Here is a 19,672-nt window from a genome sequence, read left to right on the forward strand (position 1 = left end):
CGGGTGCTCACCACTCCTTCCGAAAACATAATACGCGACAACCGCCAGAATAACGACGACCAGCGCAATCAGCCAGCCACTACCGCCGCCACCGCTCTGCTTGATGGTGGTGTTGGTGGTGTTGGGATTGAACGGGTCGTTTGGATTCGGTGCGTTCGCCATAAAAGTGTCCTCCGTGGATGAAAAATATCAATCAACACCATATAACGCGCAATCATTGAACTGGTTTCACGCTAGGGTTGGAAAACGCCAAAAACAAGGACAATCCCGCCGTTCCGGAGCCGGAATGGCGTTGTTTCGCCACGCAACGCGCCAAGTTGGTGCCTACTATGGGTTTTTCCGGAGGATTTTTGTCGTGACGAATCCCATAGCAGAGTTTGTCCCGAATCACTGCGATGTTCTCGCCGGAGCCCAGTTCGCCGACCGCTTTGTGCTGATCACCCAGGGTCTTTCTTTAACGGCACTCGGCGCGGCGGAACGCGCCCTGGGGCGAATGCCGCCCTGGGTCGGCAGGCTCATGGCGCTGCGCAACCTTGCCGTCAAGCCGTTCCGGCTGAAGACGGGCCTGGAAACTACAGTGTTGCCGTCAGGCCGGATCGGGATATTTCCGCTCATCAGCCAGTTTCCCGGCAAGGTTGTGCTTGGCCTCGACGACCGGCATCTCGATTTCCGTGTCCTGGTCGAAGTCAGGGATCTCGGCACGGGCCGGCAAGAGGTGGCCGCGACGACGATCGTCAAGACGCACAATTGGCTCGGGCGCGCCTATCTTGCGATCATCATGCCGTTTCACCGGATCGTCGTTCCGGCGATGCTGGCCCAGATCCTGGCGAAGTAAACTGAAGTAGCTTAAAGTCCAACAGGCGTGACGGTGTAACCGGCCTTGCGGAAGTCCTCGACGAGGCCTTCGGGGCCGGGAAGGTGGAGGGCGCCGACCGCCATGAAGACGTTGCCCCTGGCAAGGATCGGTTCGGCATGCTCGACCATCACCTTGTTGCGGCTGGTGATCATGGTTTCCTCGAACGCCGCATAGCCCGCGGGGTCGTCCGTGCCTTCCGGCATGGCCACGCGAAACAGCGGCCAGAACATTCCGGTGTCGCCGCGCTGGTAGAGCACGATCATGGTTTCGTTGATGTCGTTGATCTTATCGCCGAGCTTCAGCGTGTCGACGAGGCCCTTCATGTGAAACGCCAGCGGCAGCGAGGCCATGGCGCGCAACTGGCTTTCAGCAGTCTCCAATCCTTCCACCGGCTTGCCGGAAGCCTTTGCACCTTCCGCCAGCCTGACATCGAGCACCGGGGCGCCGCCTGACTGACGGGCGAGTTCGCAGGCCGGCAGTGCCATCATGGCCGAGAGCATCCACGGCTTCATCTTGGCAACCGTCGCCGGAGGAATGCCGCGGGCGTCGAGCGCGGCGTTCATGGCCGCCGCATCGTCGGGCGACAGCAGCGACGCCAGCGTCGTCGAATCAGTGAACATCATCAGGTCCGGCTCCTTGAGCATCGCGACCATCATCTTCTGCTTGTCGAGCACGTCAGTGGTTTCGATGATGATGGTGCCGGCGGCGTCATAGGCTTTCTGCGCGTCGGGAGGCAGCGTGGTGACGCGCGGGTCGGTCATATGCATGGTGCCGAACAGGAAGGACGGCTTCTCGCCGGGCTTTTCCAGCTTCCACAACAGGCCCTTGCCGTTCGGTGTCGCGGCGGCTTCCGCTTCGATCTTGCGGTAGGTCGCCGGATCGTTCTTCTGCAAGGCCGACAGCATGTCGGCGCCGGTGCAGGTCGAGATTTCGGCATGGGCCTTGCCGGCCGCGAACAGCAGCACGGCGAGAAACGACAGGAAGAACAGAACATTGAGCGCGACGAGCAGCTTCAGCGACACGGAAGCTGCACGGTCGGCGATGGCGATGACGCGTTTCATGATCCCATTCCTAGAACCGAAAAGCGGCAAAACGGTTAATTGGTACTGCGAAATTGTCTTCGACCGGCTATCGCCCTCAGCGGACGTCGATGGTGCTCATGACTCAATGATTAGCGGAAACGCCCATTTCTTCGTCATCCACGGGCGGAGCAAGGAGCGTAGCGACGCGGCGCAGACCCGAGGATCCATGCCGGGACTCTGGAACGCTGCAACAGTGCAGAATTCCGCTCCGCAGCACTCCATGGCAAAGGTCGCGGCATGGATCCCAGGGTCTCCGCGACGGAGCTTCGCTCCTGCTTCGCCCAGGGATGACGACGTTGGGGAGGCTTTCGGCCAATGGTGAACGTTTGGCCACCGATACTATGCGACGCTACTGGCGTTCATGCCCGTGGATGGGCCTGCTCGTAAATCTCGAGCAGCCTCGCGGTGTCGACGCCGGTGTAGATCTGCGTCGTCGAAAGGCTGGCGTGGCCGAGCAGTTCCTGGATGGTGCGCAAATCGCCGCCGCGGCCGAGCAGATGCGTAGCGAAGGAATGGCGCAGCGCATGCGGCGTCGCGGTATCGGGCAGGTTGAGCGCCGAGCGCAGCTTGGCCATGTCGCGCTGGACGATGGCCGGGTTGAGCGGACCGCCGCGGGCGCCGCGAAACAACAGGCCCTTGGGGTCGAGATGGTAGGGGCAGAGCCGGCGATATTCGGCGATCGCCCTGAGCGCCACCGGCAGCACCGGCACCAGGCGCGTCTTGCCGCCCTTGCCGGTGACGCGAAGCACCGTGTCGGCCGCCGACGCCAGATCGGCGCCGGCGAGGCCAAGCGCCTCGGAAATGCGCAGGCCGGAGCCGTAGAGCAGTGTCAGCACGGCGGCGTTGCGGGCAGCAATCCAGGGTTCCTCCGCCAGTTGGCCTTCAATGGAAACAACATGCTTGGCATCGCTCGCTGTCAGCGGCTTGGGCAGCGATTTGGGTTGGCGCGGCGAGCGCAGTGCTGCCGCCCCGGCCGCATTGGCGAGGCCGCGCCGCTCGAGGAAACGCAGCAGCGAGCGGATGCCGGCGAGACCCCGGCCCAGCGTGCGGGCACCGGCACCGGCATTGCGCCGCGCCGCGAGAAAGCCGCGCAGGTCGGCCGGGCGCAGATCGGCGATGTCCGAAATGCCGGGCGAGCCGCCGCAATGGCCGGTGAGGAAATGCAGGAACTGGCGCGTGTCGCGCTCATAGGCTTCCACGGTCTTGGGCGACAGCCGACGTTCTCGCGCGAGCATCTTCAGCCAGCTTTCGCGCGCCGCCTGGAGATCGGGTTTGGCCGGGATCAGGAATTCCTGCATGGCGGCATTTTCGGGTATTCGGGTTAGGAAGCGGTGAAGAGCCGTCATTGAAATGACAGCCGGCTGAGGTTAGGAGACCATCGATTGGTGGCAGGTGACTACCTTGGTGATTGGCTGAAATGCCCGCCCCCTTCGTCATCCTGGGGCGGAGCAGGAGCGAAGCGACGTCGCGGAGACCCCGGGATCCATGCCGTGACCTGCGAGCGTTGCTGCGTTACAAGTCTGATAGCTTTGCGGTGGAGACCGCGCGAAGTGTTTGCAAATAGAGAGTTGGCAGGAACGAGACTCGTGACCCTTTCTGAACTGCCGTGCTTTTTGGTCGCCGTAACGGAATGGATCCTCGGGTCTGCGCAGTCGCTTCGCGCCTGCTCCGCCCGTGGATGACGAAGGTAAAAGCGCCATGAGCAAGCCCCAAAACCCTGTCCAGATGGCCGTGATCGGCGCCGCCCATGGCATCAAGGGCGAGTTGCGGGTGAAGACCTTCACAGGTGAGCCGCTGGCGCTGGCCGATTACGGGCCGCTCTACGCCAGGGACGGGCGCGCCTTCCAGATCGTCGACATCAGGCCTGCCAACACCGTCGTCGTGGTCCGCTTCAAGGGCATTGCCGACCGCAATGCGGCCGAGGCGCTGGCAGGCACGGAGCTGTTCGTCGACCGTTCGATGCTGCCGGACGACGGCGAGGAAGACGAATTCTACCATGCCGACCTCGTCGGCCTCGAAGTCCGCGACGACACGGCTGCCGTGCTTGGCAAGGTGGTCGCGGTGCACAATTTCGGCGGCGGCGATATTCTCGACGTGACGCTGGGCGGGCGCAAGGGCGTGCTGATCCCGTTCACACAGGCCGCCGTGCCGCAAGTGTCGATCGCCGAGGGTTTTGTCCGTGTCGATCCGGCGGCTGCCGGGCTGGTCGACGACGAGGATGGCGATGGCCCGCGCGAGGAAGACTTCGATCCGAAGGGCCGGCCGCGCGGACCGAGCGATGCCGGGGGCAACCGGTGAGTTTTTCCGCTTCGGTGCTGACGCTTTACCCCGAGATGTTTCCCGGCGCGCTCGGCCTGTCGTTGGCCGGCCGGGCGCTGGAGGCCGGGACGTGGTCGCTGGAGGCGATCCAGATCCGCGACTTCGCCCCCGACCGCCATCGCACCGTCGACGACACGCCCGCCGGCGGCGGCGCCGGCATGGTGATGCGCGCCGACGTGCTGGCGAAAGCCATCGACCATGCTTCGCCGGAAGGCGATGCGCGGCCTCGGCTGCTGATGAGCCCGCGCGGCAAGCCGCTGACCCAGGCGCGTGTGCGCGAGCTGGCGGCTGGGCCGGGTGCCGTCATCCTGTGCGGCCGCTTCGAAGGCGTCGACCAGCGGGTGATCGACGCGCGGGGATTGGAGGAGGTCTCCATCGGTGATTTCATCCTCTCGGGTGGTGAGCCGGCCGCCCTTGTGCTGCTCGACGCGGTGGTGCGGCTGTTGCCCGGCGTGATGGGCAACGCGGTGTCGGGCGAGGAGGAGAGTTTCGAAAACGGCCTGCTCGAACATCCGCACTATACGCGGCCGCAGGAGTTTGAAGGCCGCGAGATACCCGAGGTGCTGATCTCGGGCAATCACAAGAAGATCGCCGCATGGCGGCGGGCGGAGTCAGAGGCGTTGACGAAAGAGCGGCGTCCGGATTTGTTGGGCGCCGCCGCTCACCCTTTCCAAAAGTAATAGAAAGCCAGAAACAGACCGACAGCGACGACGAAGCCGCGCACTGCGTTTTGCGGCACGCGCTTGGCGATCCAGACGCCGGCATAGCCGCCGAGCGCTCCGCCCGGGATCATGATGATCGCCTGCGGCCAGGCGACGACGCCGCCCGAGACGAAGACGACGATCGCAACAGCGGCGATGACCATGGCCAGCATGTTCTTCAACGCGTTCAGCCGGTGATAGTCGCCGGCTTGCGTCAGGCCGAGCGTCGCCAGCATCATCACGCCCATGCCGGCGCCGAAGAAGCCGCCATAGATGGCGGTGAGAAACTGCGCCAGGGAGCCGGCGAGCGAGCCCACCGCCGCTTCATGACCGGGCTTCGGCACTGGTTTCAGCCAGGGGCCGGCTGCGAACAGGGCTGTCGCGGCCAAGAGCAGCCACGGCACCAGAGCGCGAAACGACGGATTGTCGAGCGCCAAAAGGATCAGCGCGCCGGCCAGTGCACCCACGGCCGAAATCAGGCACAGCAGTAGCGCGCCGCGCCAGAAATGCCTGATATCGGCCGAGTAGGCGAGGGTCGATGTTATGTAGCCTGGAAATTGCGTCACCGAGGAGGTGGCGTTGGCGACGATCGGCGGCAGGCCGACCAGCGTCATGGCGCCGAAGGTGATGAAGGTGCCGCCACCGGCGACCGCATTGGCGGCGCCTGACAGAAAGCCCGCCAGAAACAGCAGGATGGCATCGAAGACAGACATGAATCGCGGCCGCTCAAAACTGTGTTATTTCAGGCTTAGAAAGCCTGAACGACCGGCGCAACCCGGCACGGCAGGATTACGATGGTGCCATGCGAGCAGAAAATGCGCTGCCAAGGCGTGACAAAGCGGCGAAATAGCTGTATGTGCCCGCCCGTACCGGCCAGAAAGAATCTGCCGGACCCGTCAACAATGACGGTGTAGTCGCCCCTGCCTGATGTTTCAAAGACAAATGTCTTGGAGACAAAAGGCATAGCCAAGCGGTCAATGGAACTGCAAGGCGAGTGTCGGACGCTCTGACTGTCGGAAGAACAAGAAGTGGACTTTTGAGATGGATATTCTCCGTCAGCTCGAGGCCGAACAGGCCGCCAAGATCGAAGCCAAGCGCAAGCTTCCCGAATTCCAGCCCGGCGACACCGTGCGCGTCCAGGTCCGCGTGACCGAAGGCACCCGCACCCGCGTCCAGGCCTATGAGGGCGTCGTCATCGCCCGCGCCGGCGCCGGCTTCCAGGAGAACTTCACGGTTCGCAAGATTTCCTACGGCGAAGGCGTCGAGCGCGTGTTCCCGGTCTACTCGCCGATGGTTGAAGGCGTCGAGATCGTTCGCCGCGGCAAGGTGCGTCGCGCCAAGCTCTATTACCTGCGCGATCGTCGCGGCAAATCGGCCCGTATTTCGGAAAACACCGGCGTGCGCGCCCGCAAGCTGAATGATGAGGAGCGCGATGCGCTGAACGCCGAGAAGGCCCGCATCGAGGCCGAGAAGGTGGCAGCAGCCGAGGCCCTGGCCGTCGAGAAGGCCGCCCAGGACGCCGCCGAGAAGAAGGCCGCCGCCGAAGCCGAAGCAGCAGCCAAGGCCGCCGCGGAAGCGACCCCCGCCGAATAAGGTTTTCGGACATCCCATTCAAAAAGGCGGCTTCGGCCGCCTTTTTCGTTTCACCGGACTGTGAACGCTTTCAGCGCCAGAAACGGGATCCGCTGTTGACGGCATATTATCTTGTGTACCAAATAATCGTGCACAAGGTAATTGGAGATTTGATATGGCACTCTACACCACACAGGCTCACGTCACCGGCGGCCGCGCCGGCCACGGCGAGACCAGCGACGGTCTGCTCAAGGTCGATCTGGCAATGCCCAAGGAGCTCGGCGGGCCGGGGGGCGCCACCAATCCTGAGCAACTGTTCGCAATCGGCTATGCCGCCTGCTTCGAAAGCGCCATCCGCTTCGTCGCGCGCAAACAGAAGCTGTCGCTGACGGATGCCGGGGTAACCTCCACCGTCAGCCTGCTTCCCAATGGCGAAGGCTTTAAGCTCGGCGTCGCGCTCGCGGCGGAAACGAAAGGCCTTGATCAGGCGGCGGCGGAAGCGCTTGTATCGGAGGCGCACAAGATCTGCCCCTATTCCAACGCCATCAGGGGCAATGTCGACGTAGCGCTTTCGGTAAAGGCGGCATGACGGAAAAGACGACAAAGAGCACCAGCGACGTCCCGGCGGAGGCCACCGGGACGTTTCACGTTCCGCGGCTCGACCAGCAGCTGTGCTTCGCGCTCTATTCGGCAAGCGGGCTGATGACCAAGCTCTACCGCCCGCTGCTCGATCCGCTCGGCCTGACCTATCCGCAATATCTGGCCATGTTGGCGCTGTGGGAACGAGCTCCAAGCACGGTTGGCGAGCTTGGCGAAGCGCTTGGCCTGGATTCCGCGACGCTGACGCCGCTGCTCAAGCGGATGGAGGCTGGCGGACTGGTCACACGCCTGCGCGACCCCGCCGACGAGCGCCGGGTTATGGTCGAGCCGACAGCGAAGGGCCAAGCGTTGCGTGAGCAGGCTAAAAGCGTGCCGGCGGCGATGCTTTGCAACCTGCCGCTGGATGCCGACGAGTTGAAATCCCTGCACCGCACGCTGACGCGGTTCGTCTCCGGCTTGCGCAAGGCAGATGCCGGCATCGCGAAGCGGAGCTGATCGCTGCCGCGACACCGTTCATTCCTGAATCCCGGAAATGAAGGCACTGGAATCCGCTTTCGCGCATCCTGACGCAGCGGACCGTCTTGCATGACGCTTGCGGAAAGCTAAAGTCGGCGCCGTATTTTCCTGCAAGCCCGGCCATGTCCGGGTCCGTCAATTTCCGGGGAGTGTGTCATGACCAAATCGAAACTGCTGCTGGCAGGCCTGCTTGCCCTCGTCCTGACGCCCGTTGCCGCCTTTGCGCAGGCGCTGCCCGACCTCGGCGGCAAAAAGGTGGTGGTTGTGACCGAAAACGCCTATCCGCCGCTGCAGTTCATCGATGCCAAGACCGGCAAGCAGATCGGCTGGGAGTATGACGCGATGAACGAGATCGCCAAGCGGCTGAATTTTGCCGTCGAATACCAGAACACCTCCTGGGACGCGATGATCCAGGCGGTTTCCGACAACCAGTACAACATTGGCATGACCGGCATCACCATCAAGGACGATCGCAAGGAGAAGGTCGATTTCTCCGACCCCTATATGCGCTCGGAACAGTTCATGCTGGTGCGCGGCGATGAGAGCCGCTTCACTGACGCCAAGACCTTCGGCGACTTCAAGGACGGGCTGATCGGCGCGCAGGCCGGCACCACGCCCTTCTACACCGCCGTCTATAGCGTGCTCGACGGCAATGAGCAGAACCCGCGCATCAAACTGTTCGAAACCTTCGGCGCGACCGTGCAGGCACTGAAGTCCGGTGACGTCGATGTCGTTTTGACCGATGGCACCGCTGGCAAAGGCTATGTCGACGCCTCCGAGGGCAAACTGAAACTGATCGGCGGGCCGCTCGGCACCGAGGATTTCGGTTTCATTTTCCCCAAGGGTTCCGACCTGGTGAAGCCGATCAACGCGGCAATCGCTGCGTTGAAGGCGGACGGGACGTTCGATGCGCTAAACAAGAAATGGTTTCTTGATTACAAGATGGGGCAGTGATTTCCCGCTGACTTCGCGCTTGAACGCCCCCCTCTGCCCCCACGTCTGCTTGGCCGGCATCGCCTGATGGCAACGCCTTCCTCTTCGTCCAAAGCCGACTTCCCCTGGTGGCTCGTCGTTGCCGTAACCCTCGCCATCGCGGTGGCCGTCTTCGTCGCCACCAGCAACCTCTATGCCCAGGTGTTCGCCACGGTCGCCAAGGGCATCGGCGTCACCATCTTCGTCACCGTGATCGCCTTCGTGCTGGCGTCGGCCATTGGGCTCGGCATCGCGCTGATGGGAATGTCCGGTTCGCGCTGGCTGCGCCAGATCGCGCGCTTCTATGTCGAGATCGTCCGCGGCGTGCCGATCCTGGTGCTGTTGTTCTGGATCGCCTTTGCCGGCGCGCCGGCCTTCGTCGCGGCCTGGAACGCGCTGACCGCGCCGCTGCAAAGTGCCGGCCTGTTCGGCGAGCTTTTGGTGCGCGACGTGTCGCTGCTCTGGCGCGCCATCATGGCGCTGACCATCGGCTATTCGGCTTTCATCTCGGAGGTTTTCCGGGCCGGCATCCAGGCGGTGGAGAAGGGTCAGATCGAAGCGGCGAAGGCGCTTGGGCTGACACGCGCGCAGCGTTTCCGGCTGATCGTGTTCCCACAGGCAATCCGCACCATCCTGCCGCCGCTCGGCAATGATTTCGTCGCTTTGGTCAAGGATTCCTCGCTGGTCTCGGTGCTCGGCGTTGCCGACATCACGCAGATGGGCAAGGTCTACGCCGCCGGCTCCTTTCGCTTCTTCGAGACCTATTCGATAACGGCCTACATCTATCTCATCCTGACCGTCGGCCTGTCGCTGGCGCTCAGGGCGCTGGAGCGGCGGCTGCGCCGCCAGCACGAGGAATAGTTTTTCGGCCAAGGCAGCGCTACGATCCCCGAGCATTCCCTTGAGGAGGTCCCCATGATCGTCGACAAAGCCAATGCGGCGCTGGATTCCGTCTATACGGCCGACACGCCGGAAGCGCTTGAGGAGGCCTATGCCGCGTGGGCTGCGACCTATGACAGCGAGACCGCCTCGCTCGGCTACCTCCTGCCTTTCCTGATCACCGCCTGGGTGGCGCGTCATGTGCCGGCGGGCGATGGCCCCTTGCTCGATGCCGGCTGCGGCACTGGCCTGTCGGGACCCTCGCTGAAGGCGCTCGGTTACCGCGACATTGCGGGGCTCGACCTCTCGCACGATATGCTGAAGATCGCCGGCAGCCGCAATGCCTACAGCGACCTGAAGCAGGCAATGCTGGGCGAAACGCTGCCATGGCCTGACAAGTATTTCCGGGCCTTCTTCTCGACCGGCGTGTTCACCATCAGCCATGCGCCGGCGTCGGGCCTGCACGAGCTGGTGCGCATCACCCGCAAGGGCGGCCATGCCATCTTCACCGTGCGCGACCAGGTGTTTGAGAGCGGCGGCTTCCAGGCGGTGTTCGATGAGCTGGAGCTAGCTGGGAAATGGCGGCCGATCGAGGAAAGCCCGTGGTTCCGCTGCTATGCGATCGCCGAGCCTGACGCGCTGGTGAAGACGTTTGTGTTTGAAGTGTTGTGACTCCACTTACCTTCTCCCCTTGCGGGAGAAGGTAAAGGCGCTGAACGCCGCAATTGCCGAAAACCCAAAACATTGGTATGAGCCACGCCATGGAAGAGCTTTTTGGCGATCCGGCCTACAAGGGGTTCGTGCTGCAGGACAGGAAACGCCTGCCGTCGCGTTTTTCCGCGCGCGTGTCCGGGGCGCTGACCAGCCGACTACCCTAGGCCGACCTGTTCGGGTCCCTTTCGCCGGGCCTGAGGTCCGGTACCTGCTCTTTCCCATTCTCATATCGACGGATTTACGCACATGAGCGCACCGCGCACCCTCTACGACAAGATTTTCGACGACCATGTCGTCGATCGCCAGGACGACGGCACCTGCCTGCTCTACATCGACCGCCACCTGGTCCATGAAGTGACCAGCCCGCAGGCCTTCGAAGGCCTGCGCATGACCGGCCGTAAAGTCCGGCATCCGGAAAAGACGCTGGCCGTGGTCGATCACAATGTCTCGACCTCGCCCGAGCGCAAGTTCGGCATCAAGAACGAGGAAAGCCGCATCCAGGTCGAGGCGTTGGCCACGAACGCCAGGGATTTCGGCGTCGAATATTATTCCGAGAACGATATCCGCCAGGGTATCGTCCACATCATCGGTCCCGAGCAAGGCTTTACACTGCCCGGCATGACCATCGTCTGCGGCGACAGCCACACCTCGACGCACGGCGCTTTCGGTGCGCTGGCGCACGGCATCGGCACATCCGAGGTCGAGCATGTTCTGGCGACACAGACGCTGATCCAGCGCAAGGCCAAGAACATGCTGGTGCGTGTCGACGGCCAGTTGCCGGAAGGCGTCACCGCCAAGGACATCATCCTGGCCATTATCGGCGAGATCGGCACTGCCGGCGGCACCGGCTATGTCATCGAATATGCCGGCGAGGCGATCCGTGCGCTGTCGATGGAAGGCCGCATGACGATCTGCAACATGTCGATCGAAGGCGGCGCGCGCGCCGGCCTGATCGCCGCCGACGAGACGACCTTCGCCTATGTCAAGGACAAGCCGCGCGCGCCGAAGGGCGCGTCCTGGGATGCGGCACTCGAATACTGGAAGACGCTGCAGTCCGACGAAGGCGCGCATTTCGACAAGGTGATCGTGCTCGACGCGGCCAAGCTGCCGCCGATCGTCTCCTGGGGCTCGTCGCCCGAGGATGTCGTGTCGGTGCAAGGCATCGTTCCGAACCCGGCCGACATCGCCGATGAAAACAAGCGCACCTCCAAGCAGCGCGCGCTCGACTATATGGGTCTGACGCCGGGCACCAAGATCACCGACATCACGCTCGACCGCGTCTTCATCGGCTCCTGCACCAACGGCCGCATCGAGGATCTGCGCGCCGTCGCCAAGGTGGTCGAAGGCAAGACGGTCAGCCCGCATGTCGATGCGATGATCGTGCCCGGCTCCGGCCTGGTCAAGGAACAGGCGGAAGCCGAAGGGCTCGACAAGATCTTTGTCGCCGCCGGTTTCGACTGGCGCGAGCCGGGCTGTTCGATGTGCCTGGCCATGAACGACGACCGGCTGAAGCCGCATGAACGCTGCGCCTCGACCTCGAACCGCAATTTCGAGGGCCGGCAAGGCTTCAAGGGCCGCACCCATCTCGTGTCGCCGGCGATGGCGGCCGCGGCGGCGATCGCCGGCCACTTCGTCGACATCCGCGAGTGGAAGTAACCCGGATTTGAACAGAACCCGAGCCGCGCCCGGCTCGGGTCAGCTCTTTCCGTCGCGGCGGACGAGCTCGTGGAACTCCTCGCGGCGTCCCGGCTGTTCGGCCGCGACCACAAGCGCAAGCTGTTGTTCCTCGAAGAGCTTGAACCATTCGTCCCATTCGACGAGTTCATAGCCTCCCGCATTGAGCGGCCGTTCAGGCTGGTCCTGATCCTGATAGGCGTGCTGGCCGAAGACCAGCCTCAACATGGGCTGCGTCCCCGCTTCGGGCGATATGTCGACGATTGCGGGAAAGCCGGCGCGCCCGGCAGCCCATGAGCGGATCGCATCGTGGTCGGTCAGTGTGATTGTGTCGGCCATGGGTCGCTCCAGATTGTGAACGGAGGAACGCTGACTGGGGACTGCGGTTCCCTGACATTATTTTGAGACGGCGGTCCTGCTTACCGCTTTCGCTTAACCGCTTGTTTGGGCTTGCCCTCTAAGCTCTTCCCTGACGTAAGCCAGGGGAAGTCACAGTCGGTTGGACACGGGTCTGCTCATTGCGCTGCTCAACCCGACGATCGCGCTGGCGCTCGGCGCGGCCTTCCTTGTGCTATGGTCCTATCAGCGCCACCGCCCCTATCTGGCCGTTTTGGCGATCAGCTACAGTCTCTCGGCGGCTGGCTTCCTGCTGCAGTATTTCACCTTGCCCATCGGGATGCCGCTGACCAAGCTTACGTCGAACATCTGCTTCACCATCGCCTCGTGCTGCCTGGCCAGCGCTGTCATCCACCGCTATGGCCGCAAGGTGCCCTATGTGGGGATCGCCGTGCTGGCCGGCGGCGGCCTGGCGTCGTTGTGCTGGTTCCTGTTCGTCGCGCCGGATCTCACCTGGCGCATCCTGGCGATGAATTTCGCATTCGGCGGCATCAGCCTTCTGGTTGCTGCCGAACTGCGCCCGGTGCGCAACAACGGCCCGACCGAAAAAATCCTGTTCGTGCTGTCGCTGCTGTCGGGCGTCAATTTCTTCGTGCGCACCCTTGCCGTCGTCATCGCGCATGGGCCCTTCGCCAGCTATGACGGGTTCTATGGCTCGTCCTACTGGACGACGGCGCTGCTGTCGCACGCGCTGCTCTCGCTGCTCATCGCGCTGTGCCTGTTTTCCGCCGCGGCACTCGACGTGTTGAAGGCATTGAAGACCGAGACCTATACCGACCCCCTGTCGGGCCTGCTCAACCGGCGTGGCTTCGAGGAACGCGGCATGCTGCTCTTGCAGCACTGCGCCTCGGCCCGGTTCCCGGTCGCGCTGGTGCTGGCCGACCTCGATCACTTCAAGGCGCTCAACGATGTGCATGGACATGGCGCGGGCGATCGGGTGATCGCCGACTTCGCCGCCAAGCTTCGGTCGGCGGCCGGCGCGCGCGGTGTTGCCGGGCGTATCGGCGGCGAGGAATTCGCGGTGCTGCTGCCACTCAGCGATCTTGCCGCGGCCCGGCTGTTCGCCGAGGCGGTGCGCACCGTCTATTCGGCCGGTCATGTCGACGGACTTCCCCAGGGAACGAGGGTGACGGCAAGCTTCGGCGTGGCGGCCCGCAGCGGTGGCGAGGCGCTGGAGCCGCTGATGCGCCGTGCCGACGATGCGCTCTACAAAGCCAAGAAGAACGGCCGCGACAGTGTACGCCTGTCCTATGAGCGGCCGGAAACGACGTTCCTGCCGGAGCCGTTCAAGACCGGCTGAATCTGCCCGGCCGGGACGGCGTTAACGTCTTCTTCGCCCGTCGATGATTAGCTGTCGGCGCGGGTGCGGGAGAACATGAGCGGCGCCAACTTCATCCTGTTGATCAATCTGTCGGTTGCCGGCCTGCTGGCGGCATCCTTCATGGCGGTCGCCTTCCACGATGTCGGCCGCCCGCCGGCGCGCTGGCTGGCGTTTGGCTATCTGCTGGGCATGGCCTATTCGGGCATCGAATTCTCCATTCCCGCTTTCTCCGACGCGCGGCTCCCGGTCGTGGCCGCCTTCGCGGTTTTCCTTGCCGCCACCATTGCGTTCAATGGCGGGCTTGCCCGCAAATACGGCGTGGCACTGCCCTGGAAGCCGATGCTGTTGTTCCTGTTGACCACCACCATAGCTGTGTATTTCGTGCAGGATCTGCCCCGCCAGTCGCTGATCCGCATCATGGCTTACCAGCTTCCCTATGCGGTCATGCAGTTCATCGGGTTGGCCATCGTCTGGTCATCGAGGCAAAAGCTTGCCCGTCTCGATCGCATGTTGATGGCCGTGCTGGCGGCGAGCGGTCTGCAGTTTGCCTCCAAGCCGTTCATCGCGCATGCGCTTGGCGGCTGGGGCGCCAATCCGCAGGCCTACCTGCAAAGCAACTACGCGCTGGTGTCGCAATCGCTCGGCACTGTCTTTGCGCTGGCGCTGGCGCTGCTGATGCTGGCCATCCTGGTTCGCGACGTGCTTGCCGAAGTGACGTCGAAGTCGGAGACGGACACGCTTTCGCGCCTGCTCAACCGCGGCGGATTCACCCGGCATGCCGAGCTGGCGGTGCTTGGCGCGATGCGGCAAGGCGTGCCGGTCGCGCTGGTCATCGCCGATCTCGATCATTTCAAGAGCGTCAACGACAGTTTCGGCCATGCGTCAGGCGACCGGGTGATCGAGACTTTTGCAGGCTTCCTGCGCGAAGCTGCAGCCGCGCATCACGTTGCGGGTCGCATTGGCGGCGAGGAGTTCGCCATCATCCTGCCGGGAACCAACCTTGCCGCGGCGCGGCTGTTCGCCGAGGGCACGCGCAGTGCCTTCGGCGCGCTGCCCATCGACGGGCTGCCGGCGGACAACCGCTGCACCGCGAGCTTCGGCGTCGCCGAACTTCATCCAAGCGAAGACTTTGCCGATCTGATGCGGCGCGCCGACCAGGCGCTCTATCAGGCGAAGAATGCCGGGCGCGATTGCGTGCGCGTCTCCGCCGGACCGGCTGGCAACTGGTTGTCAGCCGGTATCGAGGCTAGCGGCAGGGGCTGAGTTCGGGCATCTCGCCGTCGGAGAGACCGTACATATAGGAGCGGCCCTTCACCAGCACCGGCGGCCGGTAGCAATCGCTGTATCCGCTGATCTCGTCGGCTTCGTTCTCGTAGATCACCTTGGGCTGGCCGGCGCTGGTGTAGTCGGACAGCTGCTTGGCCAGCTTGCCTTCGCCGACGATGATGCGCTTGTAGCCGGCGGCGCTGTCGATAACGAGATTGCCGAAGGAATCAGCGTAGACACGATCCTGATGCCGGGCCCCTGCGAGCGCGGGCGCTGCAAAGCCAGCGACCGAGGCCGCTACGATGAGCGCCGCAAGGCGCGATCTGCCTGAATTCGAACGCATGGCGTCCTCCGTGTCCTGAGGGAAAGCCTCCTCGAATCAGAAATTAACGTTTTCTTAACCTTTGTTAAGAGGCCGGCGCGTTTGGCGGCGATGTCCCGGTAAACATGGTTAATATCCGTTAATATCCGACTGGATGGAAAACCCGGTGGTCATCATTCGGCCATGCTTGGCCGCACCATCGCGGCTGGTGTCCGTCTCGGCGTCGGGATGACCTTGATCTTGGCAAAGCATCGCGGCTGGTTTGCCGCTCGGGAGGACAGCATATGGCGCTACGCCGGCCGATTTGGGCGTCCGTTTTCCCGTTGCTCGGGGTCGTCGCTGGCTGTGTGCCACAGGACGGCGCGCCGAAGGCGGCCAATACCGTCGTCGTCTCACCTGCGCCGGCTCAGCAGTCCGTCGCAGCCGCGGCGCCTCCGGCAGCTGCAGCCAAGATCATCACCAACCTTACCGCGCCGCGATCCGGCATAGGCACGGCCACCTACCGATGCGGCAACAACGGTATGATCTCCATCCAAAATCTAGGCACGTCGTTGCGTGTGGTCGGGTCCGATGGCGCGACCGAGGAGTTTGCGGCGTCGCCCGCCAACCAGAGCAGCCGCTACCAGGCGGCCACGCATGACGCAATCGTGATCGACGGACGCGAGGCGCTGGTGATGAAGAAGGGGTCGACGCCGCAGACCTGCAAACGCTAGCGCTAATCTCAACACCGCTGGGCCCTTGGGCCAGACATGTTGCACTGCAGCGATATCGAGCCGGCTTTGGGCCTCCCGGCCTAATCGATTGAAGCCTAAGCCGGCCTTTTAGTCAGACTAAATTACGTTTTCGAAACGGTTTTCTGGCTTTGACGCGGTGCAAAAAGAGCATTAGAAACCGGCTGTCCGAAGTCGCAACCGGAAGCGGCAATGCCGCATTTCCACCTGAGGCTCCAGAGAGACGCCGAACTGGGGGAGCCATGAGCAAATCACCAGCCACCCGCGAATTTGCCAGACGTGAACGGCCGATTTCGCCGCACCTCACCGTGTACCGGCCGCCGATCACCATGACGATGTCGATCATTCACCGCATCACCGGTGGGGCGCTGTATTTCGGCACGCTGCTGGTCGCCCTGTGGCTGATGGCGGCGGCCAGCTCGCAGGCGACTTTCGATTGGGCCAATTGGGCCTTCGGCACCTGGCTCGGCCGGCTCATCCTGTTCGGCTACACCTGGGCGCTGATGCACCATATGCTGGGTGGCGTGCGTCATCTGGTCTGGGACACCGGCGCCGGCCTCGAGAAGCATACCGCCTCGAAGATCGCCTGGGCGACGCTGGCCGGCTCGATCCTGCTCACGCTGCTGATCTGGATCGCCGGCTATATGGCGCGGGGAGCCTGACCATGAGCGGCAAAAACACCGACATGCGCACGCCGCTGGCGAAGGTCCGCGGCCTCGGCTCCGCCCGCGAGGGCACCGGGCATTTCTGGCGCCAGCGCCTGACCGCGATCGCCAACATCCCGCTGATCCTGTTCTTCGTCGGCTTCCTGATCGCGCTCAACGGCGCCGACTACGCACATGTGCGGGCAGCTCTTGCCAACCCGTTCGTCGCGCTGGTGATGGCCCTGGTGCTCATTTCCGGGCTTACCCATATGCGGCTCGGCATGCAGGTGATCATCGAGGATTACGTGCATGGCGAAGGCATGAAGCTGGCGCTGATCGCGCTCAATACATTTTTCACCATAGCGGTCGGCGTCGCCTCGATCTTCGCCCTGCTCAAGCTGGCATTCGGAGGCTGAGTTGGCCAAGGACGGGAAACAAGCCAACACGGCAGGCTATACCTTTGTCGACCACAAGTTCGACGTGGTGGTCGTTGGCGCCGGCGGCGCCGGCCTGCGCGCCACGCTCGGCATGGCCGAACAGGGCCTGCGCACCGCCTGCATCAGCAAGGTGTTCCCGACCCGCTCGCACACGGTGGCGGCGCAAGGCGGCATTGCCGCCTCGCTGTCCAACATGGGTCCCGATTCCTGGCAGTGGCACATGTACGACACCGTCAAGGGCTCGGACTGGCTGGGCGATGTCGACGCCATGGAATATCTGGTGCGCGAAGCGCCGGCCGCGGTCTACGAGCTCGAACATTATGGCGTGCCGTTTTCGCGCACCGAAGAGGGCAAGATCTACCAGCGGCCGTTCGGCGGCCACATGATGAACTATGGCGAAGGCCCGCCGGTGCAGCGCACCTGTGCCGCCGCCGACCGCACCGGCCATGCCATCCTGCACACGCTTTACGGCCAGTCGCTGAAGAACAACGCGCAGTTCTTCATCGAGTATTTCGCGCTCGACCTGATCATGGAGCCGGACGGCACCTGCACCGGCGTTCTCGCCTGGAACCTGGATGACGGCACCATCCACCGCTTCTCGGCCAAGATGGTGGTGCTGGCGACCGGCGGCTATGGACGCACCTATTTCTCGGCCACCTCGGCGCACACCTGCACCGGCGACGGCGGCGGCATGGCCGCGCGTGCCGGCTTTCCGCTGCAGGACATGGAGTTCGTGCAATTCCACCCGACCGGCATCTATGGCGCCGGCTGCCTGATCACCGAGGGTGCGCGCGGCGAGGGTGGCTATCTCGTCAATTCCGAGGGTGAGCGCTTCATGGAGCGCTATGCGCCGTCAGCCAAGGACCTTGCCTCGCGCGACGTCGTCTCGCGCTGCATGACGCTGGAAATCCGCGAGGGTCGCGGCGTCGGCAAGAACAAGGACCACATCTTCCTGCATCTCGACCATCTCGATCCCGCCGTCCTGCATGAGCGGCTGCCGGGCATTTCGGAATCGGCCAAGATCTTTGCCGGTGTCGACCTCACCAAGGAGCCGATTCCGGTGCTGCCCACGGTCCACTACAATATGGGCGGCGTGCCGACCAATTACTGGGGCGAGGTGCTCAATCCGACGGCGCTCAATCCAGACCAGGTGTCGCCCGGATTGATGGCTGTCGGCGAAGCCGGCTGCGCCTCCGTGCATGGTGCCAACCGGCTCGGTTCGAATTCGCTGATCGATCTTGTGGTGTTCGGCCGCGCGGCCGCGATCCGCGCCGGCCAGGTCATCGACCGCAAGTCGGCGATCCCTTCGCCCAACGAAGCCTCGGTCGAAAAGATCATGGACCGCTTCGACCGGCTGCGCCACGCCAATGGCTCGACGCCGACGGCCAGCTTGCGTGAAAAGATGCAGAAGGCGATGCAGGAAGACGCGGCCGTATTCCGCACGCAGGAGTCCCTCGAAAGCGGCTGCAAGCGCGTTTCGCAGATCTGGGGCGAGTTGAAGGACATCAAAGTGTCCGACCGCTCGATGATCTGGAACTCCGATCTGGTCGAGACGCTGGAGCTGGAAAACCTGATGGCCAATGCCATCACCACGGTCTACAGCGCCGAGGCGCGCAAGGAGAGCCGCGGCGCACACGCACGCGAGGACTTTTCGGCGCGCGACGACGCTGTCTGGCGCAAGCACACGCTGGCCAGGCTGAGCGAAGACGGCAAGGTGACGCTCTCCTACCGGCCGGTGCACACCGAGCCGCAGCTGGCTGAAAAGGACGGCGGCATCAGCCTCGCCAAGATCGCGCCCAAGGCCCGGGTGTATTGAGGATCGAACATGGTTGAACTCACGCTCCCCAAGAATTCGCAGATCAAGCCGGGGAAGACCTGGCCAAAGCCGGAGGGCGCCACCAATCTGCGGGAATACCGCATCTACCGCTGGTCGCCGGACGATGACGAGAACCCGCGCATCGACACCTATTTCGTCGACATGGACGATTGCGGGCCGATGGTGCTCGACGCGCTGCTGTGGATCAAGAACAAGATCGACCCGACGCTGACCTTGCGGCGTTCCTGCCGCGAAGGCATTTGCGGCTCCTGCGCCATGAACATCGACGGTTCCAACACGCTCGCCTGCACCAAGGGCTGCGACGACATTTCCGGCGCGGTAAAAGTCTACCCGCTGCCGCATATGCAGGTGGTCAAGGATCTTGTGCCCGACCTCACCAATTTCTATGCCCAGCACGCGTCGATCCAGCCCTGGCTGAAGACGGTATCGCCGGAGCCGGCCAAGGAGTGGCTGCAGAGCCACGAGGACCGCGAGAAACTCGACGGGCTCTACGAATGCATATTGTGCGCCTGCTGCTCGACCTCGTGCCCGAGCTACTGGTGGAACGGCGACCGCTATCTCGGCCCGGCAACGCTTCTGCAGGCCTATCGCTGGCTGATCGATAGCCGCGACGAGGCCACCGGTGAGCGGCTCGACAACCTCGAAGACCCGTTCCGGCTCTATCGCTGCCACACCATCATGAACTGCGCGCAGACCTGCCCGAAAGGCCTCAACCCGGCCAAGGCGATCGCCGAGATCAAGAAGATGATGGTGGAGAGACGGGTCTAGGCGGAGCGGATTTGCTGCAAACCTCGGATGTAGCGATCCGTAGCGGCCCCCCTCTGTCCTGCCGG

General features: G+C 63.6%; 22 protein-coding genes. 17 read left to right on the forward strand and 5 right to left on the reverse strand.

Annotated elements, in window-relative coordinates; translation table 11 throughout:
- Positions 1 to 103 precede the first annotated feature (103 nt).
- Positions 104 to 835: a DUF2867 domain-containing protein gene (locus AC0L24_RS26915; RefSeq protein WP_348639515.1), complete on the forward strand. Its 732-nt coding sequence runs from the start codon at positions 104 to 106 to the stop codon at positions 833 to 835.
- An 11-nt stretch (positions 836 to 846) separates the two neighbouring features.
- Here AC0L24_RS26915 and AC0L24_RS26920 read toward each other — a convergent pair whose 3' ends face one another.
- Both AC0L24_RS26920 and AC0L24_RS26925 read right to left on the reverse strand, forming a co-directional pair.
- Positions 847 to 1,917, reverse strand: coding sequence for a TraB/GumN family protein (locus AC0L24_RS26920; protein WP_127398515.1), 1,071 nt, complete (start codon positions 1,915 to 1,917; stop codon positions 847 to 849).
- A 380-nt stretch (positions 1,918 to 2,297) separates the two neighbouring features.
- Positions 2,298 to 3,236, reverse strand: a complete 939-nt coding sequence (locus AC0L24_RS26925) for a tyrosine recombinase XerC (protein WP_127808704.1) — start codon at positions 3,234 to 3,236, stop codon at positions 2,298 to 2,300.
- A gap of 400 nt (positions 3,237 to 3,636) precedes the next feature.
- On the opposite strand from AC0L24_RS26925, the gene rimM reads away from it, so the two are divergent.
- Both rimM and trmD read left to right on the forward strand, forming a co-directional pair.
- Positions 3,637 to 4,236 carry a ribosome maturation factor RimM gene (gene rimM, locus AC0L24_RS26930; protein ID WP_127330189.1) on the forward strand — a complete coding sequence of 200 codons (600 nt, stop codon included), beginning with the start codon at positions 3,637 to 3,639 and terminating at the stop codon, positions 4,234 to 4,236.
- Positions 4,233 to 4,937 carry a tRNA (guanosine(37)-N1)-methyltransferase TrmD gene (trmD, locus tag AC0L24_RS26935; RefSeq protein WP_127330191.1) on the forward strand — a complete coding sequence of 235 codons (705 nt, stop codon included), beginning with the start codon at positions 4,233 to 4,235 and terminating at the stop codon, positions 4,935 to 4,937. The genes rimM and trmD overlap by 4 nt, the downstream gene beginning before the upstream one ends.
- Here the strand turns inward: trmD and AC0L24_RS26940 are convergent.
- A complete protein-coding gene (locus AC0L24_RS26940; protein WP_127267362.1) occupies positions 4,919 to 5,671 on the reverse strand; it encodes a sulfite exporter TauE/SafE family protein in 753 nt (250 codons plus the stop codon). The two genes, trmD and AC0L24_RS26940, sit on opposite strands and share 19 nt — an antisense overlap.
- 328 nt (positions 5,672 to 5,999) lie before the next feature.
- Between AC0L24_RS26940 and rplS the strand changes: the two genes are divergently transcribed.
- From rplS to leuC, 7 genes are all read left to right on the forward strand, one after another.
- Positions 6,000 to 6,551, forward strand: a complete 552-nt coding sequence (rplS, locus tag AC0L24_RS26945) for a 50S ribosomal protein L19 (protein WP_013528861.1) — start codon at positions 6,000 to 6,002, stop codon at positions 6,549 to 6,551.
- A 154-nt stretch (positions 6,552 to 6,705) separates the two neighbouring features.
- A complete protein-coding gene (locus tag AC0L24_RS26950; protein ID WP_127267363.1) occupies positions 6,706 to 7,119 on the forward strand; it encodes an organic hydroperoxide resistance protein in 414 nt (137 codons plus the stop codon).
- On the forward strand, positions 7,116 to 7,625 hold the full coding sequence (locus tag AC0L24_RS26955) for a MarR family winged helix-turn-helix transcriptional regulator (RefSeq protein WP_127808708.1): 510 nt from the start codon (positions 7,116 to 7,118) through the stop codon (positions 7,623 to 7,625). The genes AC0L24_RS26950 and AC0L24_RS26955 overlap by 4 nt, the downstream gene beginning before the upstream one ends.
- A 177-nt stretch (positions 7,626 to 7,802) precedes the next feature.
- Positions 7,803 to 8,600 (forward strand): transporter substrate-binding domain-containing protein, encoded by a 798-nt coding sequence (locus AC0L24_RS26960; protein ID WP_128288553.1) that lies wholly within the window; start codon positions 7,803 to 7,805, stop codon positions 8,598 to 8,600.
- Positions 8,601 to 8,666: 66 nt separating this feature from the next.
- Positions 8,667 to 9,479, forward strand: a complete 813-nt coding sequence (locus AC0L24_RS26965) for an amino acid ABC transporter permease (RefSeq protein ID WP_128288552.1) — start codon at positions 8,667 to 8,669, stop codon at positions 9,477 to 9,479.
- 54 nt (positions 9,480 to 9,533) lie between these two features.
- A complete protein-coding gene (locus AC0L24_RS26970) occupies positions 9,534 to 10,169 on the forward strand; it encodes a class I SAM-dependent DNA methyltransferase (RefSeq protein ID WP_127808711.1) in 636 nt (211 codons plus the stop codon).
- A 288-nt stretch (positions 10,170 to 10,457) separates the two neighbouring features.
- A complete protein-coding gene (gene leuC / locus AC0L24_RS26975; protein WP_127808712.1) occupies positions 10,458 to 11,867 on the forward strand; it encodes a 3-isopropylmalate dehydratase large subunit in 1,410 nt (469 codons plus the stop codon).
- 39 nt (positions 11,868 to 11,906) lie between these two features.
- Here leuC and AC0L24_RS26980 read toward each other — a convergent pair whose 3' ends face one another.
- A complete protein-coding gene (locus AC0L24_RS26980; RefSeq protein WP_127267369.1) occupies positions 11,907 to 12,224 on the reverse strand; it encodes a hypothetical protein in 318 nt (105 codons plus the stop codon).
- A 160-nt stretch (positions 12,225 to 12,384) separates the two neighbouring features.
- Here AC0L24_RS26980 and AC0L24_RS26985 point away from each other — a divergent pair, with 160 nt between their 5' ends.
- On the forward strand, positions 12,385 to 13,581 hold the full coding sequence (locus AC0L24_RS26985; protein WP_127808713.1) for a GGDEF domain-containing protein: 1,197 nt from the start codon (positions 12,385 to 12,387) through the stop codon (positions 13,579 to 13,581).
- A 75-nt stretch (positions 13,582 to 13,656) separates the two neighbouring features.
- On the forward strand, positions 13,657 to 14,865 hold the full coding sequence (locus AC0L24_RS26990) for a GGDEF domain-containing protein (RefSeq protein ID WP_127808714.1): 1,209 nt from the start codon (positions 13,657 to 13,659) through the stop codon (positions 14,863 to 14,865).
- Here AC0L24_RS26990 and AC0L24_RS26995 read toward each other — a convergent pair.
- Complete coding sequence (locus tag AC0L24_RS26995; RefSeq protein ID WP_127808715.1) at positions 14,849 to 15,211, reverse strand: hypothetical protein; 363 nt, start codon at positions 15,209 to 15,211, stop codon at positions 14,849 to 14,851. The two genes, AC0L24_RS26990 and AC0L24_RS26995, sit on opposite strands and share 17 nt — an antisense overlap.
- A 263-nt stretch (positions 15,212 to 15,474) precedes the next feature.
- On the opposite strand from AC0L24_RS26995, the gene AC0L24_RS27000 reads away from it, so the two are divergent.
- The 5 genes from AC0L24_RS27000 to AC0L24_RS27020 all read left to right on the forward strand — a co-directional run bounded on the left by AC0L24_RS27000 (position 15,475) and on the right by AC0L24_RS27020 (position 19,607).
- Positions 15,475 to 15,903: a hypothetical protein gene (locus AC0L24_RS27000; RefSeq protein WP_127808716.1), complete on the forward strand. Its 429-nt coding sequence runs from the start codon at positions 15,475 to 15,477 to the stop codon at positions 15,901 to 15,903.
- A 260-nt stretch (positions 15,904 to 16,163) separates the two neighbouring features.
- Complete coding sequence (gene sdhC / locus AC0L24_RS27005) at positions 16,164 to 16,583, forward strand: succinate dehydrogenase, cytochrome b556 subunit (RefSeq protein WP_032900823.1); 420 nt, start codon at positions 16,164 to 16,166, stop codon at positions 16,581 to 16,583.
- A gap of 2 nt (positions 16,584 to 16,585) precedes the next feature.
- A complete protein-coding gene (gene sdhD, locus AC0L24_RS27010) occupies positions 16,586 to 16,981 on the forward strand; it encodes a succinate dehydrogenase, hydrophobic membrane anchor protein (protein WP_127330207.1) in 396 nt (131 codons plus the stop codon).
- 1 nt (position 16,982) lies between these two features.
- Complete coding sequence (sdhA, locus tag AC0L24_RS27015; protein WP_127808717.1) at positions 16,983 to 18,818, forward strand: succinate dehydrogenase flavoprotein subunit; 1,836 nt, start codon at positions 16,983 to 16,985, stop codon at positions 18,816 to 18,818.
- A gap of 9 nt (positions 18,819 to 18,827) precedes the next feature.
- Complete coding sequence (locus AC0L24_RS27020) at positions 18,828 to 19,607, forward strand: succinate dehydrogenase iron-sulfur subunit (RefSeq protein ID WP_013528877.1); 780 nt, start codon at positions 18,828 to 18,830, stop codon at positions 19,605 to 19,607.
- Positions 19,608 to 19,672 lie beyond the last annotated feature (65 nt).

The sequence above is a fragment of the Mesorhizobium sp. WSM4809 genome (assembly GCF_055811655.1).